Annotated in this window: 16 protein-coding genes; 9 read left to right on the top strand and 7 right to left on the bottom strand. The window is 69.5% G+C overall.

The genetic code is table 11. The features are described 5' to 3' along the window. Window positions 1-17: 17 nt before the first annotated feature. Window positions 18-950 (bottom strand): ABC transporter permease, encoded by a 933-nt coding sequence (locus tag FHX42_RS10855; RefSeq protein WP_182544265.1) that lies wholly within the window; start codon window positions 948-950, stop codon window positions 18-20. Window positions 951-1084: 134 nt separating this feature from the next. Then, window positions 1085-2563 carry a sugar ABC transporter ATP-binding protein gene (locus tag FHX42_RS10850; protein ID WP_182544264.1) on the bottom strand — a complete coding sequence of 493 codons (1479 nt, stop codon included), beginning with the start codon at window positions 2561-2563 and terminating at the stop codon, window positions 1085-1087. A 246-nt stretch (window positions 2564-2809) separates the two neighbouring features. Between FHX42_RS10850 and FHX42_RS10845 the strand changes: the two genes are divergently transcribed. The 3 genes from FHX42_RS10845 (at window position 2810) to FHX42_RS10835 (ending at window position 5988) form a co-directional block, all read left to right on the top strand. Beyond that, the gene (locus tag FHX42_RS10845) at window positions 2810-4033 is read left to right on the top strand and encodes an ROK family transcriptional regulator (protein ID WP_182544083.1); all 1224 of its coding nucleotides are present in this window, start codon (window positions 2810-2812) and stop codon (window positions 4031-4033) included. A gap of 148 nt (window positions 4034-4181) precedes the next feature. After that, window positions 4182-5198, top strand: a complete 1017-nt coding sequence (locus FHX42_RS10840; RefSeq protein WP_182544082.1) for a class I fructose-bisphosphate aldolase — start codon at window positions 4182-4184, stop codon at window positions 5196-5198. 499 nt (window positions 5199-5697) lie between these two features. Beyond that, entirely contained in the window at window positions 5698-5988 is a 291-nt protein-coding gene (locus tag FHX42_RS10835; protein WP_328796037.1) for a GNAT family N-acetyltransferase, read from the top strand. 29 nt (window positions 5989-6017) lie between these two features. Here FHX42_RS10835 and FHX42_RS27790 read toward each other — a convergent pair whose 3' ends face one another. Further along, on the bottom strand, window positions 6018-6263 hold the full coding sequence (locus tag FHX42_RS27790; RefSeq protein WP_407926227.1) for a GNAT family N-acetyltransferase: 246 nt from the start codon (window positions 6261-6263) through the stop codon (window positions 6018-6020). Window positions 6264-6973: 710 nt separating this feature from the next. On the opposite strand from FHX42_RS27790, the gene FHX42_RS10825 reads away from it, so the two are divergent. From FHX42_RS10825 to FHX42_RS10815, 3 genes are read left to right on the top strand one after another with little or no spacing between them, the layout of a single operon-like run. After that, window positions 6974-7264 (top strand): NADH-quinone oxidoreductase subunit A, encoded by a 291-nt coding sequence (locus tag FHX42_RS10825; protein ID WP_328796036.1) that lies wholly within the window; start codon window positions 6974-6976, stop codon window positions 7262-7264. Next, entirely contained in the window at window positions 7216-7530 is a 315-nt protein-coding gene (locus FHX42_RS10820; protein WP_182544080.1) for a hypothetical protein, read from the top strand. Before FHX42_RS10825 ends, FHX42_RS10820 begins: the two co-directional genes overlap by 49 nt. Before the next feature lie 3 nt (window positions 7531-7533). Further along, window positions 7534-8172: a proton-conducting transporter transmembrane domain-containing protein gene (locus tag FHX42_RS10815; RefSeq protein ID WP_328796035.1), complete on the top strand. Its 639-nt coding sequence runs from the start codon at window positions 7534-7536 to the stop codon at window positions 8170-8172. A gap of 13 nt (window positions 8173-8185) precedes the next feature. Here FHX42_RS10815 and FHX42_RS10810 read toward each other — a convergent pair whose 3' ends face one another. Then, on the bottom strand, window positions 8186-9370 hold the full coding sequence (locus FHX42_RS10810; RefSeq protein ID WP_182544079.1) for an alcohol dehydrogenase catalytic domain-containing protein: 1185 nt from the start codon (window positions 9368-9370) through the stop codon (window positions 8186-8188). 258 nt (window positions 9371-9628) lie between these two features. Here FHX42_RS10810 and FHX42_RS10805 point away from each other — a divergent pair, with 258 nt between their 5' ends. Both FHX42_RS10805 and FHX42_RS10800 read left to right on the top strand, forming a co-directional pair. Then, window positions 9629-11056 (top strand): sugar porter family MFS transporter, encoded by a 1428-nt coding sequence (locus tag FHX42_RS10805; protein WP_182544078.1) that lies wholly within the window; start codon window positions 9629-9631, stop codon window positions 11054-11056. Window positions 11057-11232: 176 nt separating this feature from the next. Beyond that, complete coding sequence (locus tag FHX42_RS10800; protein WP_182544077.1) at window positions 11233-13689, top strand: beta-glucosidase family protein; 2457 nt, start codon at window positions 11233-11235, stop codon at window positions 13687-13689. A 33-nt stretch (window positions 13690-13722) separates the two neighbouring features. Here the strand turns inward: FHX42_RS10800 and FHX42_RS10795 are convergent, their stop codons facing one another. Next, entirely contained in the window at window positions 13723-15411 is a 1689-nt protein-coding gene (locus FHX42_RS10795) for an acyl-CoA dehydrogenase family protein (RefSeq protein WP_182544076.1), read from the bottom strand. Between the two features lie 260 nt (window positions 15412-15671). On the opposite strand from FHX42_RS10795, the gene FHX42_RS10790 reads away from it, so the two are divergent. Beyond that, entirely contained in the window at window positions 15672-15950 is a 279-nt protein-coding gene (locus tag FHX42_RS10790) for a transferrin receptor-like dimerization domain-containing protein (RefSeq protein WP_182544075.1), read from the top strand. Between the two features lie 53 nt (window positions 15951-16003). Here the strand turns inward: FHX42_RS10790 and FHX42_RS10785 are convergent, their stop codons facing one another. Next, window positions 16004-16336 (bottom strand): hypothetical protein, encoded by a 333-nt coding sequence (locus FHX42_RS10785; RefSeq protein ID WP_182544074.1) that lies wholly within the window; start codon window positions 16334-16336, stop codon window positions 16004-16006. Between the two features lie 73 nt (window positions 16337-16409). Further along, a complete protein-coding gene (locus tag FHX42_RS10780) occupies window positions 16410-17441 on the bottom strand; it encodes a cation diffusion facilitator family transporter (protein WP_182544073.1) in 1032 nt (343 codons plus the stop codon). Between the last annotated feature and the right edge of the window lie 2 nt (window positions 17442-17443).

Genomic DNA, 17443 nt, shown 5'->3' with positions numbered 1-17443 from the left:
GGGAACGGGGCCACGCGTCAGGACTGGGGTGCTCGTCGTCGGCGTGTGCTGTGCGCCTGGATCAGTACCGCGAGCACGATGAGCGCGCCCTTGGTGATGTTCTGGATGTCGGTCTGCATGTTGTTGAGCGTGAACACGTTGCCCAGCGTGGTGAAGATCAGGACTCCGATGAGCGTGCCGATCATGCTGCCCCGCCCCCCGGAGAGCAGCGTGCCGCCGATGACGACCGCGGCGATGGCGTCGAGCTCGTAGTACAGGCCGTTGGTGGAGGCGCCCGCGGTCGTGCGCGCCACGACCATGATCGCCGCGATCGAGCAGCAGAGCCCGGCCAGGCCGTAGACGAGCGTGGTGTGGCGCCGGACGTTGATCCCCGCCAGCCGGGCGGCCTCGGGATTACCGCCGACGGCCAGCGTGCGCCGACCGAACGTGGTGCGGTTGAGCAGCACCCAGCCCCCGGCGAAGACCGCCGCGAAGATCCAGATCAGTACCGGCACGCCGAGCAGGTCGCCGCGAAAGATCGTGCCGAAGGCCGGTTCGGTCACGACCTGTGTCTGACGGCCGCTGATGCGTTCGGCCAGACCGCGCGCGGAGGCCATCATCGCCAGCGTCGCGATGAACGGCATCACCTTGCCGTAGGAGACCAGGACTCCGTTGACCAGCCCGCAGCCGATCCCGACCAGCACCGAGCACAGCACCATCACGACGACTCCGTAGGACTGGGTCGCCCACGTCGTCATCCACACGCTGCACAGGGCCACGATGGAGCCGACCGACAGGTCGATGCCTCCCGCGGTGATCACGAAGGTCATGCCGACGCTGACCACCCCGATCGCGGCGGCCAGCCGCAGCAGGGTGGAGATGTTGCCCTCGGTCAGGAACGCGTCCGGCCGGGTGAGGTAGCCGATCAGGCACAGTCCGAGCAGCACCACCAAGAGCGCGGTCAGCCGCATGTCGGTGGGAAGCAGCCGTCGCGGCCCGCGAGGTCTCTCGGGGGCGTCCCCGGCACCGCCGGTCGTCCGGCGCTTGCCGTTCGGCCGTGCGTCCTGCTCGCTCGTGGAGCCGGACACCTGGATGTCCTCCGTCATCAGCTCGCCTCTCCCATCACCATGTCCAGCACGTCGGTCTCGGCGATCTCGTCGGTGGCGGCCTGGTGGACCACCCGCCCCTCGCGCAGCACCAGCACCCGGTCGGCGAGGCCGAGCACTTCGGGGATCTCGCTGGAGACCACGACGACGGCCACCCCCTCGGCCACCAGTTCGCGGATCAGCCGGTACAGCTCGCCCCGGGCCCCGACGTCGACCCCGCGGGTGGGCTCGTCGAGCAGCAGCACCCTGCTGCGGCGCAGCAGCCACCTCCCCACGACGGCCTTCTGCTGGTTACCGCCGGAGAGGGTGCTCACGGGGCGGTGCGGATCGGGCGGGCGCAGATCCAGCTCGGTGAGCTGGGCGCGGGAGTCGGTGGTCTCGCGCTCGCGGCGGGTGAACCCGAAGCTGCTGTAGTCGGGCAGGCTGGCCAGGGTCACGTTGTGGGCCACCGGCATGTCCTGGAGCAGGGCCTGACTCTTGCGCTCCTCCGGGGCCAGTCCGATCCCGGCCGCCACCGCCGCTGCCACGTTTCCCGGCCGCAGGGGCCGCCCGTCCACCAGCACCCGACCCTCGTCGGGACGGCGCGCGCCGAAGACCGTCTCCAGAATCTCGCTGCGGCCCGCTCCGACCATGCCGGCCACCCCGAGGACCTCCCCGCGACGCAGCGAGAAGCCGACGTCGTGGAACTCGCCGCGCCGGGACAACCGTTCTACGTCGAGGACGACCTCGCCGGGGGTGGTCGTTCCGCGCTCGGGAAACGTCGTCGACGTCTCGCGACCGGTCATCAGCGTCACCAGGTCACCGGTGGTGGTCTCGGAGCGCTCCAGTCCGCCGGCCACGGTCCGGCCGTCCTTGAGGACGGTGATGCGATCCCCGATGCGGCGGATTTCCTCCATGCGGTGGGAGATGTAGACGACCGCGATCGAATCCGCGGTGAGTTCGGTGATGACGCGAAAGAGGTTGTCGACCTCGTCGGCGGCAAGCGCCGCGGTGGGTTCGTCCATGACGATCAGTCCCGCGTCGTGCCCGAGAGCCCGCGCCATCGACACCAGCTGCCGCTCGGCGGCGGGCAGCTTGCCGACCTCGGTGGACGGGTCGATCTCGGGATGCCCCAGTCGCTCCAGCAGGACGGCGGCCTCCTCGCGCGTCCGGCGTCGGCGGGAGAACCCGGCGGTGGCGCGCTCGTGGCCGAGGAAGACGTTCTCGGCCACGCTCAGCCCGGCCACCAGATCGAGTTCCTGGTACATCGTGGCCACCCCCATGCGCAGTGCGGCCACCGGGGAAGCCAGCGTCGCGGGTTCGCCGCGCCAGCGGATCTCGCCGGAATCGGGCTGGTGCGCCCCGGCGAGCACCTTGATCAGCGTCGACTTCCCCGCTCCGTTCTGTCCCAGCAGGCAGTGCACTTCGGACGGACGCACCCGCAGGTCCACACCGTCGAGGGCCCGTACCCCGGGGAAGGACTTCACGATCTCCCGCATTTCCAGCAGGGGCGGAGCCGACGGGGCTTCCCGGGGCCGGAGGCGGTCACCGCGGGCCGGTGCACGCTCGGGAGAAGGAGATTCGGACCCCACACAAGCCTCCTCGCGTCGGAGTGATCACAGGTGCTCCGGCCGGATGCCCGGATTGTGACGCGAGAAAAAAGTAGATCCGCCGTGTTTACATTCACAAGGGTTTGGATTTAATTTCTTTTCGGTCATTAATGCGCGGTAAATGGGAGGGCGGCGATGGGGTGGAGACCGGTTCGGTTGGCCGTTCCGCGGATGTCCGGGCGGGCCGACGGCAACCTGGTGTACAGCTCGCTGGCACGCTTGATCGCTTCGGGAACGGCCGACAGCCGGGTGGAGCTGGTGCGGGCGGTGGGGCTGGCGCGATCGACGGTCAACACCCACCTCGACGCGCTCCTCGCGGCCGGTGTCGTCGTCGAGTCCGGGGCCAAGGGTGACGGTGGTCGCGGCAGACCCGCCCACCGGCTGGCCCTGGCCCCGCGGGCCGGCGTCGTGGTGGTGGCCGACGTGGGGGTGCACAGCACTCGGCTGGCCGTGGCCGATCTGGGCCAGCAGGTGCTGGCTCAGGACCAGGTCGCGCTCGAGATCGGCCTCGGCCCGGAGCGCGCGTTGGACGCGTTGAGTGACGAACTGCGGAAGTTGCTGGCCGCGTCGTCGGTACGGCCGCACGAGGTCAAGGCTCTGGTGATGGGGCTTCCCGGGCCGGTGGACTCGCGGATGGGGATGCCGGTGCGGCCGCCGATCATGCCCGGCTGGGACGGGTTCCCCGTGGGGCAGACGATGGGGCAGCGTTTCTCCTGCGCGCCGATGGTCGACAACGATGTCAACCTCATGGCTCTGGGTGAGGCCCGGGCGTTGCCCTCCGAACAGACGCCGCTGCTGTTCCTCAAGATCGGCACCGGTGTGGGGGGAGGTGTCGTCTCCAACGCGGGGGAGGTGCATCGCGGTAGCGACGGAGCCGCCGGCGACATAGGGCACATCCAGGTTCCCGGTGCCGGCGAGGTCGTGTGCCGCTGCGGCAACGTCGGTTGCGTGGAGGCCGTGGCTTCGGCCGGGGCGGTGCTCGATCACCTGCGTGTCGAAGGAGGTGGCCCGGAGACCGTCGAGGACCTCGTGCGGCTGCTGCGCGACGGTGAGGCCAGGGCCGTGCGGCTGGTGCGCTCCGCGGCGACGGTGCTCGGTGAGGTCGTGGCGATGCTGGTGCACTTCTACAATCCGAGGACGGTCGTGCTCGGCGGGGCCGTCACGACGGCCAGTGACGACGTCCTCGCCGGAATCCGCAGCGTCGTGTACCGCAGAGCCCTGCCGTTGGCCACCCGGCACCTGTCGTTGTCCAACAGCGTGCTGGGCCGTTCGGCGGGCCTGGCCGGTGCCGTGGCCGTCGGTATCGAGAAAGTTCTGTCCCCGGAGGGCATCACCACGCTGATGGACCGTGGCCGGTGAGGTCTCGGGCGCGGGCGGGGCCCGGAATCCGGAGTGGTGGCTGACGAGGTAGGGCCGCACCATGCATGGTGGAGGTGGGTCTTCGGAGCCGCCTCCGGTCGTGGCAGGCTGGCGACAACGAAGCACTCATCGTAGGAGAGGAGTACCGGTGTTCGGTGACGATATGCGACTGACCGCTCAGCAGATGGTGGCCCCGGGCAAGGGCATCCTCGCGGCTGACGAGAGCACCGGCACGATGGACAAGCGCCTGCACGCGGAGGGGCTGGAGTCCACCGAAGAGGTGCGGCGGCAGTACCGCGAGCTGATCGTGTCCACGCCGAAGCTCGACAACTCCATCAGCGGTGTGATCCTGTTCGACGAGACCATCCGCCAGAACTCGTCCGAGGGGACTCCGCTGCGTCGGGTCGTGGCCGACAACGGGGTGACTCCCGGTATCAAGGTGGACAAGGGGGCCAAGCCGTTGGCCGCCACCGACGGGGAGAAGGTCACCGAGGGGCTGGACGGCCTTCGGGACCGCCTCGCCGAGTACGTCGACCTGGGCATGAAGTTCACGAAGTGGCGGGCCGTGCTCGACATCGGGCAGGACAGGCCGAGCGACCGGGCCGTGCGGGCCAACGCGCACGCGCTGGGCCGTTATGCGGCGCTGTCGCAGGAAGCGGGTCTGGTGCCGATGGTCGAGCCCGAGGTGCTCATGGACGGTGACCACTCGTTGCAGGCCGCCGAGGAGGCCACGACGCGGACTCTGCGTGCGGTGTTCGAGGAGCTGGCCGCGCAGGGCGTCGAGCTGGAGTCGATGGTGCTCAAGCCGAACATGGTGGTGGCGGGCAAGGACCACCAGCCGCAGCCGAGCATCGACGAGGTGGCCGAGACCACCGTGCGCACGCTGCGGCGCACCGTGCCGTCGGCGGTGCCGGGGATCGCGTTCCTGTCCGGTGGCCAGAGCGACGAGATGGCGACCACGAACCTGAACGCGATCAACCAGCTCGGGCCGTTGCCCTGGCAGGTGACCTTCTCGTTCGGGCGGGGGCTGCTCGCGCCGACGCTGCACGAGTGGTCCGGCAAGAGCGAGAACGTCGAACGGGCCCAGGAGACGCTGGCCCGCCGCGGGAAGCTGAACGCGGCTGCCCGCGACGGGCGCTACAACGCGGAACTCGAGCACGCGTAAGGGTTCAGGGCTTCGCGCTGAGGTCCCGGGCGAAGGTTTCGCGCGAAACCGCGAAAACGCGGTTTCGCGCGAAACCGAGCAACCGCCCGAAGCGGCCGAGATGGTTGCTGTCCCCGTCCCCGCGCCGGAGCGGCGTAGCCGTCATCGGCGTGCTGGCACAGCACTGTGGTCACCTCGCATCTTGAGGGAACAGGTTAGGGCCGGCAGGAACGCCGGGCAGGAATCGGTGGCTGCTGAACCGACATGGAAATGTTCCTGCAATAGGTCCGCGCTTTGACCTGGGGGTCACAGCGACGGAAGCTCTCGGTGTGGACGACGTCGATGTGCAGCTGCGTCCCCTGACCGAGGAGGGGGTGGCGAAGCTCCTCGAGACAGCGGTGGCCGACGCGGATCCGCTCGAAGTCATGGTTCCCGTGGCCGGGCCGCCGGATGGAACGCCGAGCGGAGGCGGGCCTTCCTCGAGTTCCACCGAACCCGGTCGATCGGTACCGACCATCCGGTGGGGGCGACGTATGTCATCGTCGTCGATGCCCGAGTTGTCGGAGCGGCACGGCTGGAACCCACCGCGGACGCTGTCGAGGCCGGAGTATGGATCGGCCGCTCGCACCGCGGGCGCGGTATTGGCAAAGTCGTCCTGACGCATCTCCGGGACGTTGCGGCCAAAGGCGGCGTGTTACAGCTGACCGCATCCACCACGGCTGAGAACACTGCCGCGCGATGCCTGCTGGACCGTGGCGGAGCCAGAATCACAGCCGACGGCACCGACGTGGCCGCCATCCTCGGGTTGTGAGGCAGCCGAGTGCAAAGCCGAACGATCGGCTATCGGGTGATGAGAGCGGGGTAGTGATAACCCGAGGACCGCGCGAAGCCAACGAGCTCGTAGAGCGCGCGAGCGGCCCTGTTGTCGGCGATAACTTGGAGCCACGTACGTCGCGCTCCGTGGTTGGCAGCGTGCACAGGCAGCGCGCGAAGGCTCGCTGTCGCGTGGCCACGACGCCGTACGTCGGGCCGAACGGCCATGCGATACACACCTGCCCACCGGCCGACGAGGGCCAGACGTCCCACTACTGTGATCGCGGTCCTGTCGCGAGTTGAGGCATACAGCGCCGGACCACCGGTGAGGATGTCGTGGGCGACAGCACGAGCTTGGGGCCCCGCGGCCGTCAATGGCCCACCAGAGCTCCCTCCAGCCGGTACCCGGCTGGTGCGGTACCCCGACTTCAAGGTTGGTTCGGGGAATCCGGTGCAGTACGTCCTCGATCATCGCGACTTCGACGATCGTGGGGCTGTGAAGTCGGTAGCCCCGACGAGCCGAGATCCCGTCGAGGCCCCTCGGCCGGGTGGCGGGGCTGACCTGGAAGGTGGGCGTCGTCATACATCCAGGAGTCGATCTCCCTGGTGTGGCTCACCAAGTTACTTATTACTGCGCTTTCAGTATTGACTGAAATTAAATATCCACGAAACGGACACGCCGAAAATCAAGCAAAGAAAACACCCGCGAAAGGTCCGAACAGGACTTCACGCCGAGACATGGTGCCCGCGGCCTCGGAGCGAAAAACGGACGTGCGGTGTCTGCATGGGAGAGCGCCGCTGTGGGGAGGCGGAGACGATGAGTGGGCTCGTCGCGAAAGGAGCGTGGCGCGTGATCCTGCCGTGCGCGGTGGCTCGGGGTTTCGCAGCGGAGCGGAGTCCGCTCCGATGAGTGGGTTCCTGGTGGCTTTGCTGCTGCTTGGGCTGTCGTCCTGGTCGGTGGTGGCTACGGCCTGGCGTGGTGGGTGGCGGTCGCGCCCCGGGTGGACGGAGTGGCCCCGTTTCTGGCCGGGAACGAACCGGCCGAACACGCCTTCTCCCGTTTCCACGTGCGCTGGTACGCGCTGACGATGATCTATCTGGCCTTCGAGATGGAGATGCTGTTCATGCATCCGTGGACGCTCGTCATCTCCTCGGTCGGTGTCGGTGCGGTCGTCGAGATGTTCGTGTTCCTCGGGATCCAGCTCGCCGGTGGCTGGGGGAGTGGATGCGGTTCGAGCGGCTCGCCGAGCTGCTCGTGGTGCGGCCGACGATGACCCTGGCTCGCGGGCTGGCTGCTTTCGACGACCGGGTGCTCGACCGAGTCGTGATGGCCGTGCCCGCCGCCGGGATGTGGTTGGCACGTCTGGTCGACCGCGGTGCCGAGACCCCGGTCGACGGAGTGGTGCGCCTCGTGGCCCAGGGAGCCAGGGGGCTTGGCACGCTCGCGCGTCGCCCGCAGACGGGCCAACTGCACCAGTACTACGCCCAGGCCACCGCCGCGCTCGTCGTGCTGGCCCTGTTCCTCGTGTTCGTGAGGTAACCCGTGCTGTCGTTGATCGTGTTCCTCCCGCTGGCCGCCGCCGCGTCGATGACGCTCGGCAACCTGGCCGCGTTCTTCCAGGACACCGTGCGTCGCCTGCTGGCCTACTCCACGATCGGCCAGGTCGGTTACCTGCTGATGGCCGTGGCGGTGGCGCCGCGCAGTGAGCTCGCGCTGCCCGCTCTGCTGTTCTACCTGGCCGCCTGCGCCGTGACCAACCTCGGTGCGTTCGCGGTCGCCGCCTCGTTCCCCTCCGCGACGCGCGTGTCGGACTACCGGGGGATGGGTCGCCGCCATCCGTTGTTGGCGGTGAGCCTGGTGATCTGTCTGTTGGGGTTGGTGGGAACGCCACCCACTGCGGTGTTCCTCGGCAAGCTCGCCGTGTTCACCGCCGCCGTCGGCGGGGGAGCGGTGTGGTTGGCCGTGGTCGCGGTCGCCAACACCGTGGCCAGTCTCTTCTACTACCTGCGCTGGATCGCCCCGGTCTTCCTGGCGCGGACAACGGAGCAGGACGAGAGCACCGCGGACTCACCGCGACGGTGGTCGGCGGTGACCGCCTCCGCCGCCGCGGTGGTCTTCCTGGCCCTGGGGATCGCGGGTGGCGTGGTGCTCCCGCTGCTCGGCGGTGAGCTCCTGCCGTGAGCCGGCGGACGGGTCAGGGTTGGAAGAGGACCTTGACGGCGCCGTCGTTCTTCTTCTGGAACATCTCGTAGCCCTGCGGGGCCTGCTGCAGCGGCATCCGGTGGGTGGCGAAGTTCTCCACGCCGAGCGGGTCGGCGTCGTCGCTGATCAGCGGCATGATGTCGTCGATCCAGCGCTTGACGTTGGCCTGGCCCATCTGAACGCGGAGTTGCTTGTCGAACAGGGTCAGCATGGGCAGCGGATCGGCCTGTCCACCGTAGACCCCGCTCAGCGACAGGGTTCCTCCCCGGCGCACGAGCTCGATCGCCAGGTACAGCGCCCCGAGCCGGTCCAGGCCGGCCTTGTTCATCAGGGCCGCCCCCACCTTGTCCGGGACCATGGCGGCCAGTTGCTGGGCCAGTTTGCCCACCGGGGAACCGTGGGCCTCCATCCCGACCGCGTCGATGACGGAATCGGCACCCCGGCCGTTGGTGAGCTCCCGGACGCGTGTGGTGACCTCCTCGTTGTTGGTGACGGTGAAGGCCTCCACACCGTTCCCGCGGGCGCGGTCGACGCGTTCGGGCACCACGTCCAGTCCGATGATCGTGCCCACGCCGCGGTGCCGGGCGATGCGGCAGGCCATGTCCCCGATCGGGCCCAACCCGATCACCACCAGGCTGCCCTGATCCGGGATGCTCGCGTACTCCACCGCCTGCCAGGCCGTGGGCACCACGTCGGACAGGTACACGAAACGGTCGTCGGGCGGACCGTCGGGAACCTTGATGTGGCTGTAGTGGGCCTGCGGCACCCGCAGGTACTCGGCCTGCCCGCCGGCCAGCTGCCCGTAGAGCTTGGTGTAGCCGAACAGTGCGGCTCCCATGCCCTGCTGACGCACCTGGGTGGTCTCGCACTGGGACTGCAGCCCCCGCTCGCACATGAAGCAGTGCCCGCAGCAGGTCTGGAACGGGATCACCACCCGCTGCCCCGGACTGAGCGTCGACACCTCGCCGCCGACCTCCTCGACCACTCCCATCGGTTCGTGGCCCAGGATGTCGCCCTGCCCCATGAACGGGCCGAGCACCTCGTAGAGGTGCAGGTCCGACCCGCACAGACCGGTGCTGGTGATCCGCACGATCGCGTCGGTGGGTTCCTGGATCCGTGGGTCCGCCACCTCCTCCACGCGGACGTCCCGCTGACCGTGCCACGTCACCGCTTTCATCCCCGGCTCCTCTCGCCCGTGGGAAGGGTTCACTTCTGCCCCCGGGAGTACCGCACTGCGCGGAGAACAAACCACGAACGTTTCGGTCGGTCTCCGCCGTTCCTGCGCGAAACGGCCACCGGAAGTATGCTGCGCAGCACTCGAACAACGCATTGTCGTCGGCCCATACCGCGTGACGAAACGCGATGACGAAACAGTCGGGAACTCCTGCCGAAGGGGAATTCGCGGAGGCGCTCGTCGTGGAGGAGGTGGAGCCTCATGCCGGAAGGTGATGCTGCCACGAACATCAGCGGCAACAAGGAACTCCGTGGGCTCAGCGGTACGGCGTTGGTCGTCGGTGCCTCGGTCACGGCGGCGTTCGGTGGTCTGCTGTTCGGCTACGACACCGGCGTCGTCGCAGCGGCACTGCCCTACATCACGGACGCTTTCGACCTCGGTGAAACGCTGAAGCAGATCGTGACCGCCGCACTGCTGGCGGGAGCCGTGGTGGGGGTGATCGTCGGTGGTTCGCTGTCGGACCGCCTCGGTCGCAAGAAGACGCTGACCGGTGTCACCGTGCTGTACGCGGTCGCCACCCTGGGCTCCGCCGTCGCGGCGGGGACGGTTTCCCTGATCACCTCCCGCATCTTCCTCGGCATCGCGATCGGTATCTCCTCGCTGGTCGTTCCCACCTACATCGCCGAGATAGCACCGCCGAAAAACCGCGGCACGCTCGTGTCGCTGCACCAGTTCATGGTGACCGTGGGAATCCTGTTCGCCTACCTGGTCGGCTACGGGCTGTCCGGATCGGCCTCGTGGCGGTGGATGATCGCGGTGGGCATCGCACCGGCGGTGCTCATGTTCGTCGGGCTGTTCGCGCTCCCGGAGAGCCCCCGCTGGTTGGTGTCCCGGCGACGCGAACGCGAGGCGCGCGCCGTGCTCGCCCGCGCCCGTCCCGCCGAGGACGTGGACGCCGAGATCACCGACATCGTCGAAGCCGTCCGGGCCGAAGGGCGGATCACCTACCGGGAGTTGCTCGGCACCCGCTTCCGCCGGTGGATCTCGGTCGGTGTGGTGGCGGCCGGAGCCAGCCAGGTGGTCGGGGTCAACGCCATCATCTACTACGTGCCCACGATTCTGGAGGAACAGGGCTTCGGCAAGACCGCGGCGATCGGGGTTTCGGTGGCCGTGGGCATCGTCAACGTGGTGTTCACGATCCCGGCACTGCTGTGGATCGACCGGTTCGGCCGCCGCCCGTGGATCCTGGGGGGAACGGTGGTGATCATCCTGTCGCTGATCGCCGTCGGCATCGTGTTCCAGTTCCCGATCCAGGGGGCCGCGGTGGTCTGGTTGATCGTCGCGCTGATGGTCTACGAGTCCGCGTTCGCCTGCAGCCTCGGGATCGCGATCTGGCTGGTCAACAGCGAGATCTTCCCGAACAACGTGCGGGGCAAGGCGGCGTCGTTCGGCATCGTCACCCACTGGGGCATGAACCTCGTGGTCTCCGTCTCGGTCCTCACGCTGATCACGGCCATGGGGGCCTCCGCGGTGTTCTGGCTCTACGCCTTCCTCGGCCTGCTCTGCCTGATCTACCTCTACCGCTGGCTGCCGGAGACGAAGAACCGGAGCCTGGAGGAGATCGAGGCGGACCTGACCGGTGAGGTCTCCGTGAGCCGGGCCCCGGAAGGTAGCCCTCCGGTTTCGTAGCCGGGTGCACTCCGCACGTCCCCGCCGTTCGTCGGTGGAACCGCGGTGACCCGTCCCGGGACGCCGCACCGTCCACGCTGTCGCGACGGAACCACACTGGTGTACGAATTGAACCAGTGCCGGTGCACTCGCGGCAATTCGACATCCCCACCGACCAGGACGGAAAAGAGAACAGCATGACCGATCGCGACGCCGCGACCGAACAGCACATCGCCACGCTGCCGACCCGGTTGAGCCTGGAGCAGAAGGTACGGCTGCTCAGCGGGGCGGGTTTCTGGAGCACCCAGGCCGAACCCGCGATCGGGCTGGGCCGGATCGTGGTCTCCGACGGTCCGGCCGGGGTGCGCGGCGAGGTCTGGGACGAGCGGGACCCCTCGGCGAGTCTGCCCTCGCCGACGGCCTTCGCGGCCACATGGGACGAGGACCTCGTCGCCCGGCTCGCCGAACTGCTCGCCGCGGAGGCCCGCCGCAAGGGCGTGCACGTCGTGCTCGGTCCGACGATCAACCTGCACCGAAGTCCGCTCGGAGGGCGCCACTTCGAGTGCTTCTCCGAGGACCCGCTGCTGACCGGCCGGATCGCCACCGCCTACGTGCGTGCCCTGCAGTCCTACGGCATCGGCGCCACGCCGAAGCACTACGTGGCCAACGACTCCGAGACCGACCGGTTCACGGTGGACGTTCGGATCGACGAGCGCACCCTGCGCGAGCTCTACCTCGCCCCGTTCGAGCAGACCGTGCGAGACGGGGCGTGGCTGGTCATGTCGGCCTACAACAGCGTCGACGGGCGCACCATGACCGAGAGCCCGCTGCTGACCGAACCGCTCAAGGGCGAATGGGGGTTCGACGGGGTGGTGGTCTCCGACTGGACGGCCGTGCGCTCCACCGAGGACTCCGGTGCGGCCGGCAACGATCTGGCCATGCCCGGTCCCTCGACGGTGTGGGGCCAACCCCTGGTCGAAGCGGTCCGCGCCGGCCGCGTCCCGGAAGCCGCGATCGACGAGAAACTCCGCCGCGTCCTGCGACTGGCCGGCCGCGTCGGTGTGCTGGACGACGTGGACCCGTCCGCCGCGCTCGCTCCCCGCGTGGACTCCTCCGCCGAGCTGCTGCGCGAGGCCGCCGCCGGTGCCGTGGTGCTGATGCGCAACGAGCGGGCGCTGTTGCCGCTGGAGACGAGTTCGCTGCGCCGGGTGGCGATGATCGGCCCCAACGCGGGACGGGCGCGCATCCAGGGCGGTGGCAGCGCGACCGTGATCCCGGAGTACGCGGTCTCGCCCCTGCACGGGGTGCGTACCGCGCTCGGTGACGGTGCCGAGGTGACTCACCACGTCGGTGTGGGCATCTCGGAAGGCCTACCACCCGTGCCCGTCGAGCAGCTGACCAATCCGGACACCGGTGCCGCCGGACTGTCCGTGCGCTTGGTGGACTCCGACGGCGCGGTGCTGGAAACCCAGGACCGCGACACCTCGCAGCTGGTGTGGCTGGGCGAGGGTCTCGGCGATACGCACACCATCGAAGTACGCACCCGCCTGCGCGCCACTCGTGACGGCACGCACCACCTCGGCGCGGCCGGAGTGGGACCCTTCCGCCTGACGGCCGGGGAGACCGCTCTGATCGACGAGGTGATCCTGCCGGACAGCGACGACCTGGCCGCCGCGTTCCTCGCCCCGCCCCACCGCACCGGAGAGGTGTGGCTCACGGCGGGCCAGGAGGTCGAGCTCACCCTCACGCACCGGGTGGTGGACACCGGCTTCGGCGCGGCGATGACCCTCGGCGCGGCCGAGGACGCGGCGAGCGCGGACGAGGAGATCGCGGCGGCCGTGGCCGCCGCCGAGGCTTCGGACGTCGCGGTCGTCGTGGTCGGCACCACCGCGCGCACCGAGAGCGAGGGCTACGACCGGACCACACTGGCACTGCCCGGGCGGCAGGACGAACTCGTGCGGGCCGTGGCCGCGGCGAACCCGCGCACGGTGGTGGTGGTCAACTCCGGCGCCCCGGTCGAGCTGCCCTGGCACACCGAGGTCGCGGCGATCCTGCTCGGGTGGTTTCCCGGCCAGGAGTTCGGCAACGCCCTCGCCGACGTCCTGCTCGGCAGGCGGGAACCCGGTGGGCGGCTGCCCACCACCTGGGCCGTGCGGCAGGACGACGTGCCCGTCCTCGATACCCGGCCGCGCGACGGGCGCCTGGACTACACCGAGGGCCTGCACATCGGCTATCGCGCCTGGAGCCGTGCGGGGCGGGAACCGACCTACCCGTTCGGGCACGGTCTCGGCTACACCGACTGGCGCTACCACTCCCTGGCCGGGACCGAGCGGATCGCCGCCGGTGCGGACACCACCGTCCGGGTGCGCCTGACCAACACCGGCGACCGGACGGGCCGCGAGGTGGTGCAGGTGTATCTGCGGCGCGACGACTCCGCGATCGAGCGGCCGACCCTGTGGCTGGCCGGGTTCGCCGCCGTGACCGCCGAACCCGGCCGGGACGTCGACGTCGACGTCACGCTGGCCGCCCGCGCCTTCCAGCACTGGTGCGTCGAGACGAAGCGGTGGCGGACCGAGCCCGGCACGTTCACCGTGCTGGCAGGCAGCTCCAGTGCGGACCTGCCGCTGGAGGCCGAGGTCGCGGTCGACGGCTGAACGTGCCGGGCCGGTGCCCGCTCGCACCGGCGGTCAGTGACGCTCCAGGATCGCCGACATCTCGGTGTCCGGCGGTAGCGTCCCGTACTCGTGGCCGCGGTCGGGGCCGAGCCGGGAGGCGACGAAGGCCGCGCTGACCGCGTTCGGGCTGAACCTGGTCAGCAGGCCGGCTTGCAGTGCCAGGGCCATGGACTCCACGACGGTCCTGGCGCGTGCCTGCGCCCGGGAAGTGTCCTCGGTGGTCAGGTCGGCGAGCTGGCGGTGCAGCCGGTCGAGGTGCTCGTCGAGCAGGGGGTGGTGTCCCCGCGCGAGCTCCACTTCGGAGACGAACGCCTCCGTGCTCTCCGGCTCGCGGACCATCGCACGCAGCACGTCGAGCGCGATGACGTTGCCGGACCCCTCCCAGATCGCCATGAGGGGTTGTTCGCGGTAACGCCGCGCCAGCGGGAAGTCCTCGGTGAAACCGTTGCCGCCCAGGCATTCCAGCGCCTCGTAGGCGTGGTGCGGTCCACGCTTGCAGATCCAGTACTTGGCCACGGCCGTGGCCAGCCGCCGGAAACCGCGCTCGGCGTCGTCAGCGTCGTCGTGCGCGCGGGCCAGGCGCACGGCGGTGACGGTCGCGGCCTCGGACTCCACGGCGAGATCGGTCAGCACCGAGGTCATGGCGGGCTGCTCGGCCAGCACGCGACCGAAGGCGCTGCGGTGCCTGGTGTGCCACAGGGCCTCGGCGACCGACTGCCGCATTCCCGCGGTGGAACCGAGCACGCAGTCCAGGCGGGTGCGGGCGACCATCTCGATGATGGTGCGCACCCCGCGACCGGGAGTGCCGATCATGACCCCGACGGTGCCGTCCAGCTCGACCTCGCAGGAGGCGTTGGACTTGTTGCCGAGCTTGTCCTTCAACCGCTGGATGCGGAACACGTTGCGGGTGCCGTCCGGTAGGACGCGCGGCAGCAGGAAGCAGGACAGCCCCTCGCCGGCGGAGCCGGTTGCCTGGGCCAGCACGAGGAAGGCGTCCGACATCGGCGCCGAGCAGAACCACTTGTGTCCGGTGAGCAGGTAGTCGGCTCCCGGGCCGCCGCGACCGGCGGGCACGGCGACCGTGGTGTTGGCGCGAACGTCGGAGCCGCCCTGCTTCTCGGTCATCGCCATTCCGAAGACGGCGCCGGACTTGCCGGGAGTGTCCAGCTCGGCGGTGTAGTCCCGGGACAGCAGCCGGGGCAGCCAGGTCTCGGACACCTCGGGTTGCAGGCGCAGGGAGGGCACCGCGGCGTGGGACATCGACACCGGACAGGCGTGCCCGGGTTCGACCTGGGAGAACAGCATGAACGTGGCGGCCCTGGCGACGTTGGCACCGGGTCCCGGGTTCTCCCACGCCCCGGTGTGCGCGCCGTGGGACACCGCGGAGCCCATGACGCGGTGGTAAGCCGGGTGGTATTCGACCTCGTCGAGGCGATGTCCCCACCGGTCGAAGGAGAGCAGCCGGGGAGTGGCCGTGTTGGCCAGTTCGGCGTCGCGCTGGAACGAGGCGCTGCCGACCAGCTTGCCGACCTCGGCGAGTTCGGAGTGGGCCCAGCCGGCGCCGTGGCGCTCGACGGCCTCGCGGAGCACCGCGTTGGTGGTGTACTCGTCGACGTTCGTGCGCGGTGCCGCCTGATTGTGCACGTCATGGGTGTGGTGCGGTGCGGGACTAGTGCTCGTCGCCTCGGACGTGGTCAACACGGGCCCTTTCGGTCGGTGGGCGATGCGGTTCGGACGAGCTCGGTGCGAGCTCCTCGGTGCGGACTGCTCCGTTCGTGTGGCCAGAGCGTCACATCCTTGTGAAGTGTCAGCGGTCGTGCGTGGCTTCTCGGTCCGATGGTGAAAGAGGTGTCCGATGCGGCAGCATCCAGTACACCTTCAACCACCCCGGTGATCCTCTGACGTCGGACGAACCGTCGACTCCGGGCATCCAGCGGATCGATCCGTCCGAAGCGGACGCCATGCCCTCGATCCCCGCGACGCCGATTTCCCACGCGGCGATCATTGCACAGGAACGCGACCTCACCCGGCAGGTCGGTTTGCTCGGTCGGCCCTGGTACAAGCACATGATCTACGCACCCGGGCTCTCCACGGGCTGTGCGGCACAGGCCCTGCCCGCGTTGGCCACGGCCCTCGACAGCGGCGACCTCGCCACCGCCCGCGAGTACCGCGGCCTGCTCATCCGGTCGCTGCGGCAAGCGACCTCGGACGCCCGGAAGGGAGCCGAGTCCCGATCGTAGCTCCGGGAGGTTCTCGAAATCCTGTTGTGGTGGCTGTGCTTCACGGAGCGAGATTATTCTGATGCTGTGGTCGGCAACGGGCAGGACGAGAACACTCCCGACGAAAACCCCAACTGGTCAGTGCGCTGTGCGATGTCCTCGGTGAGAATGACCCGGAAGGGCTCATCAGGGGTGGGGCGCCGGCTGACGAGTATCGGTTTGAGGTCGTACACCTGGCCCGGCTGTCCAGCAACGATCAAACGATCACCGCCGAGGTCGTTTACGGGGTTTGGAACCATTTCTTCGGCGAGGCCGGTTCCTTCCTGCGGAACGCGTCGGAGCTGAATCTGGCGCAGCTGGCCGATCAGCTCGAAACCGCGGCCTCCCGGGTCCGTGAGCGCGACCAAGGCGGGTGAGCCGGGAACGGGCGTGGTGAACGTGGTGGAGCCGTCAGGACGCGGGTGCGGGGTTCGTCCGGGTTTACCGGTGGTGGGCGAGGCGGTCGTGCGTGGCCTCGGCGCCCGTGGCCGGTTCGGTGTGCACCACGGCGGTGGTGAGCCGGGGCACTGTGTGGATCAGGTGGTGCTCCACCTCGTGCGCGATGCGGTGGGCCCGGTCCACGGTCAGCGCCGGGTCGACGGCCACGGCGAGTTCGGCGCGCAGGCTGTGCCCGATCCAGCGCATCCGCACCTCGCCGGACGCGGTCACCCCCGACACCTCGGCGGCGGTGCGTTCGGCGAGCTCGACGGTGGCCGGGTCGACGGCGTCCATCAACCGTCGAAAGACCTCCCTGGCGGCGTCGCGCAGCACGAACAGGATCGCCACGGTGATCACCAGGCCGACGATCGGATCGGCCAGCGGGAACCCGAGGGCGACGCCGACGGCGCTGAGGACCACGGCCAGCGAGGTGAACCCGTCGGTGCGGGCGTGCAACCCGTCGGCGACCAGCGCGGCCGAACCGATCCGCCGACCCACCACGATGCGCCATCGGGCCACGAGCTCGTTGCCGAGGAATCCGACGAGCCCGGCGGCGGCCAGGACCCACAGGTGCTCGATCGACTGCGGTGCGACCAGCCGGTGCACGGCCTGGTAACCGGCCAGCGCGGCCGAGGCGGCGATGAGGACCACGACGACGAGGCCGGCGAGGTCCTCGGCGCGGCCCAGACCGTAGGTGTAGCGGCGGGTGGCCACTCGCCTTCCTAGCACGAAGGCGATCCCGACCGGCAGCGCGGTCAGCGCGTCGGCGAAGTTGTGGATCGTGTCCGACAGCAGTGCCACCGAGTCGGTGACCAGCACGATCGCCAGCTGGACCAGCGCGGTGACCAGCAGGGCGGCGAACGACCACGCCAGGGTGCGCGTGCCGCGTTTGCTGGTCTCCAGGGCGGTGTCGAACCGCTCGGCGCTGTCGTGGCCGTGCGGGGTGACCAGATGCCGCACCCGCGACCACACCCCGGGCCGTTCGTCGCCGTGCCCGTGGTCCGGCGCTGTGCCGCCCCGCTGTCGTCCGACCATGA

It is taken from the genome of Halosaccharopolyspora lacisalsi (assembly GCF_014137975.1).
Taxonomy (GTDB): Bacteria; Actinomycetota; Actinomycetes; order Mycobacteriales; family Pseudonocardiaceae; genus Halosaccharopolyspora; species Halosaccharopolyspora lacisalsi.
The sequence above is the reverse complement of the archived record's forward strand: the minus strand, read 5'-3'. Positions and strand labels throughout refer to the sequence as shown.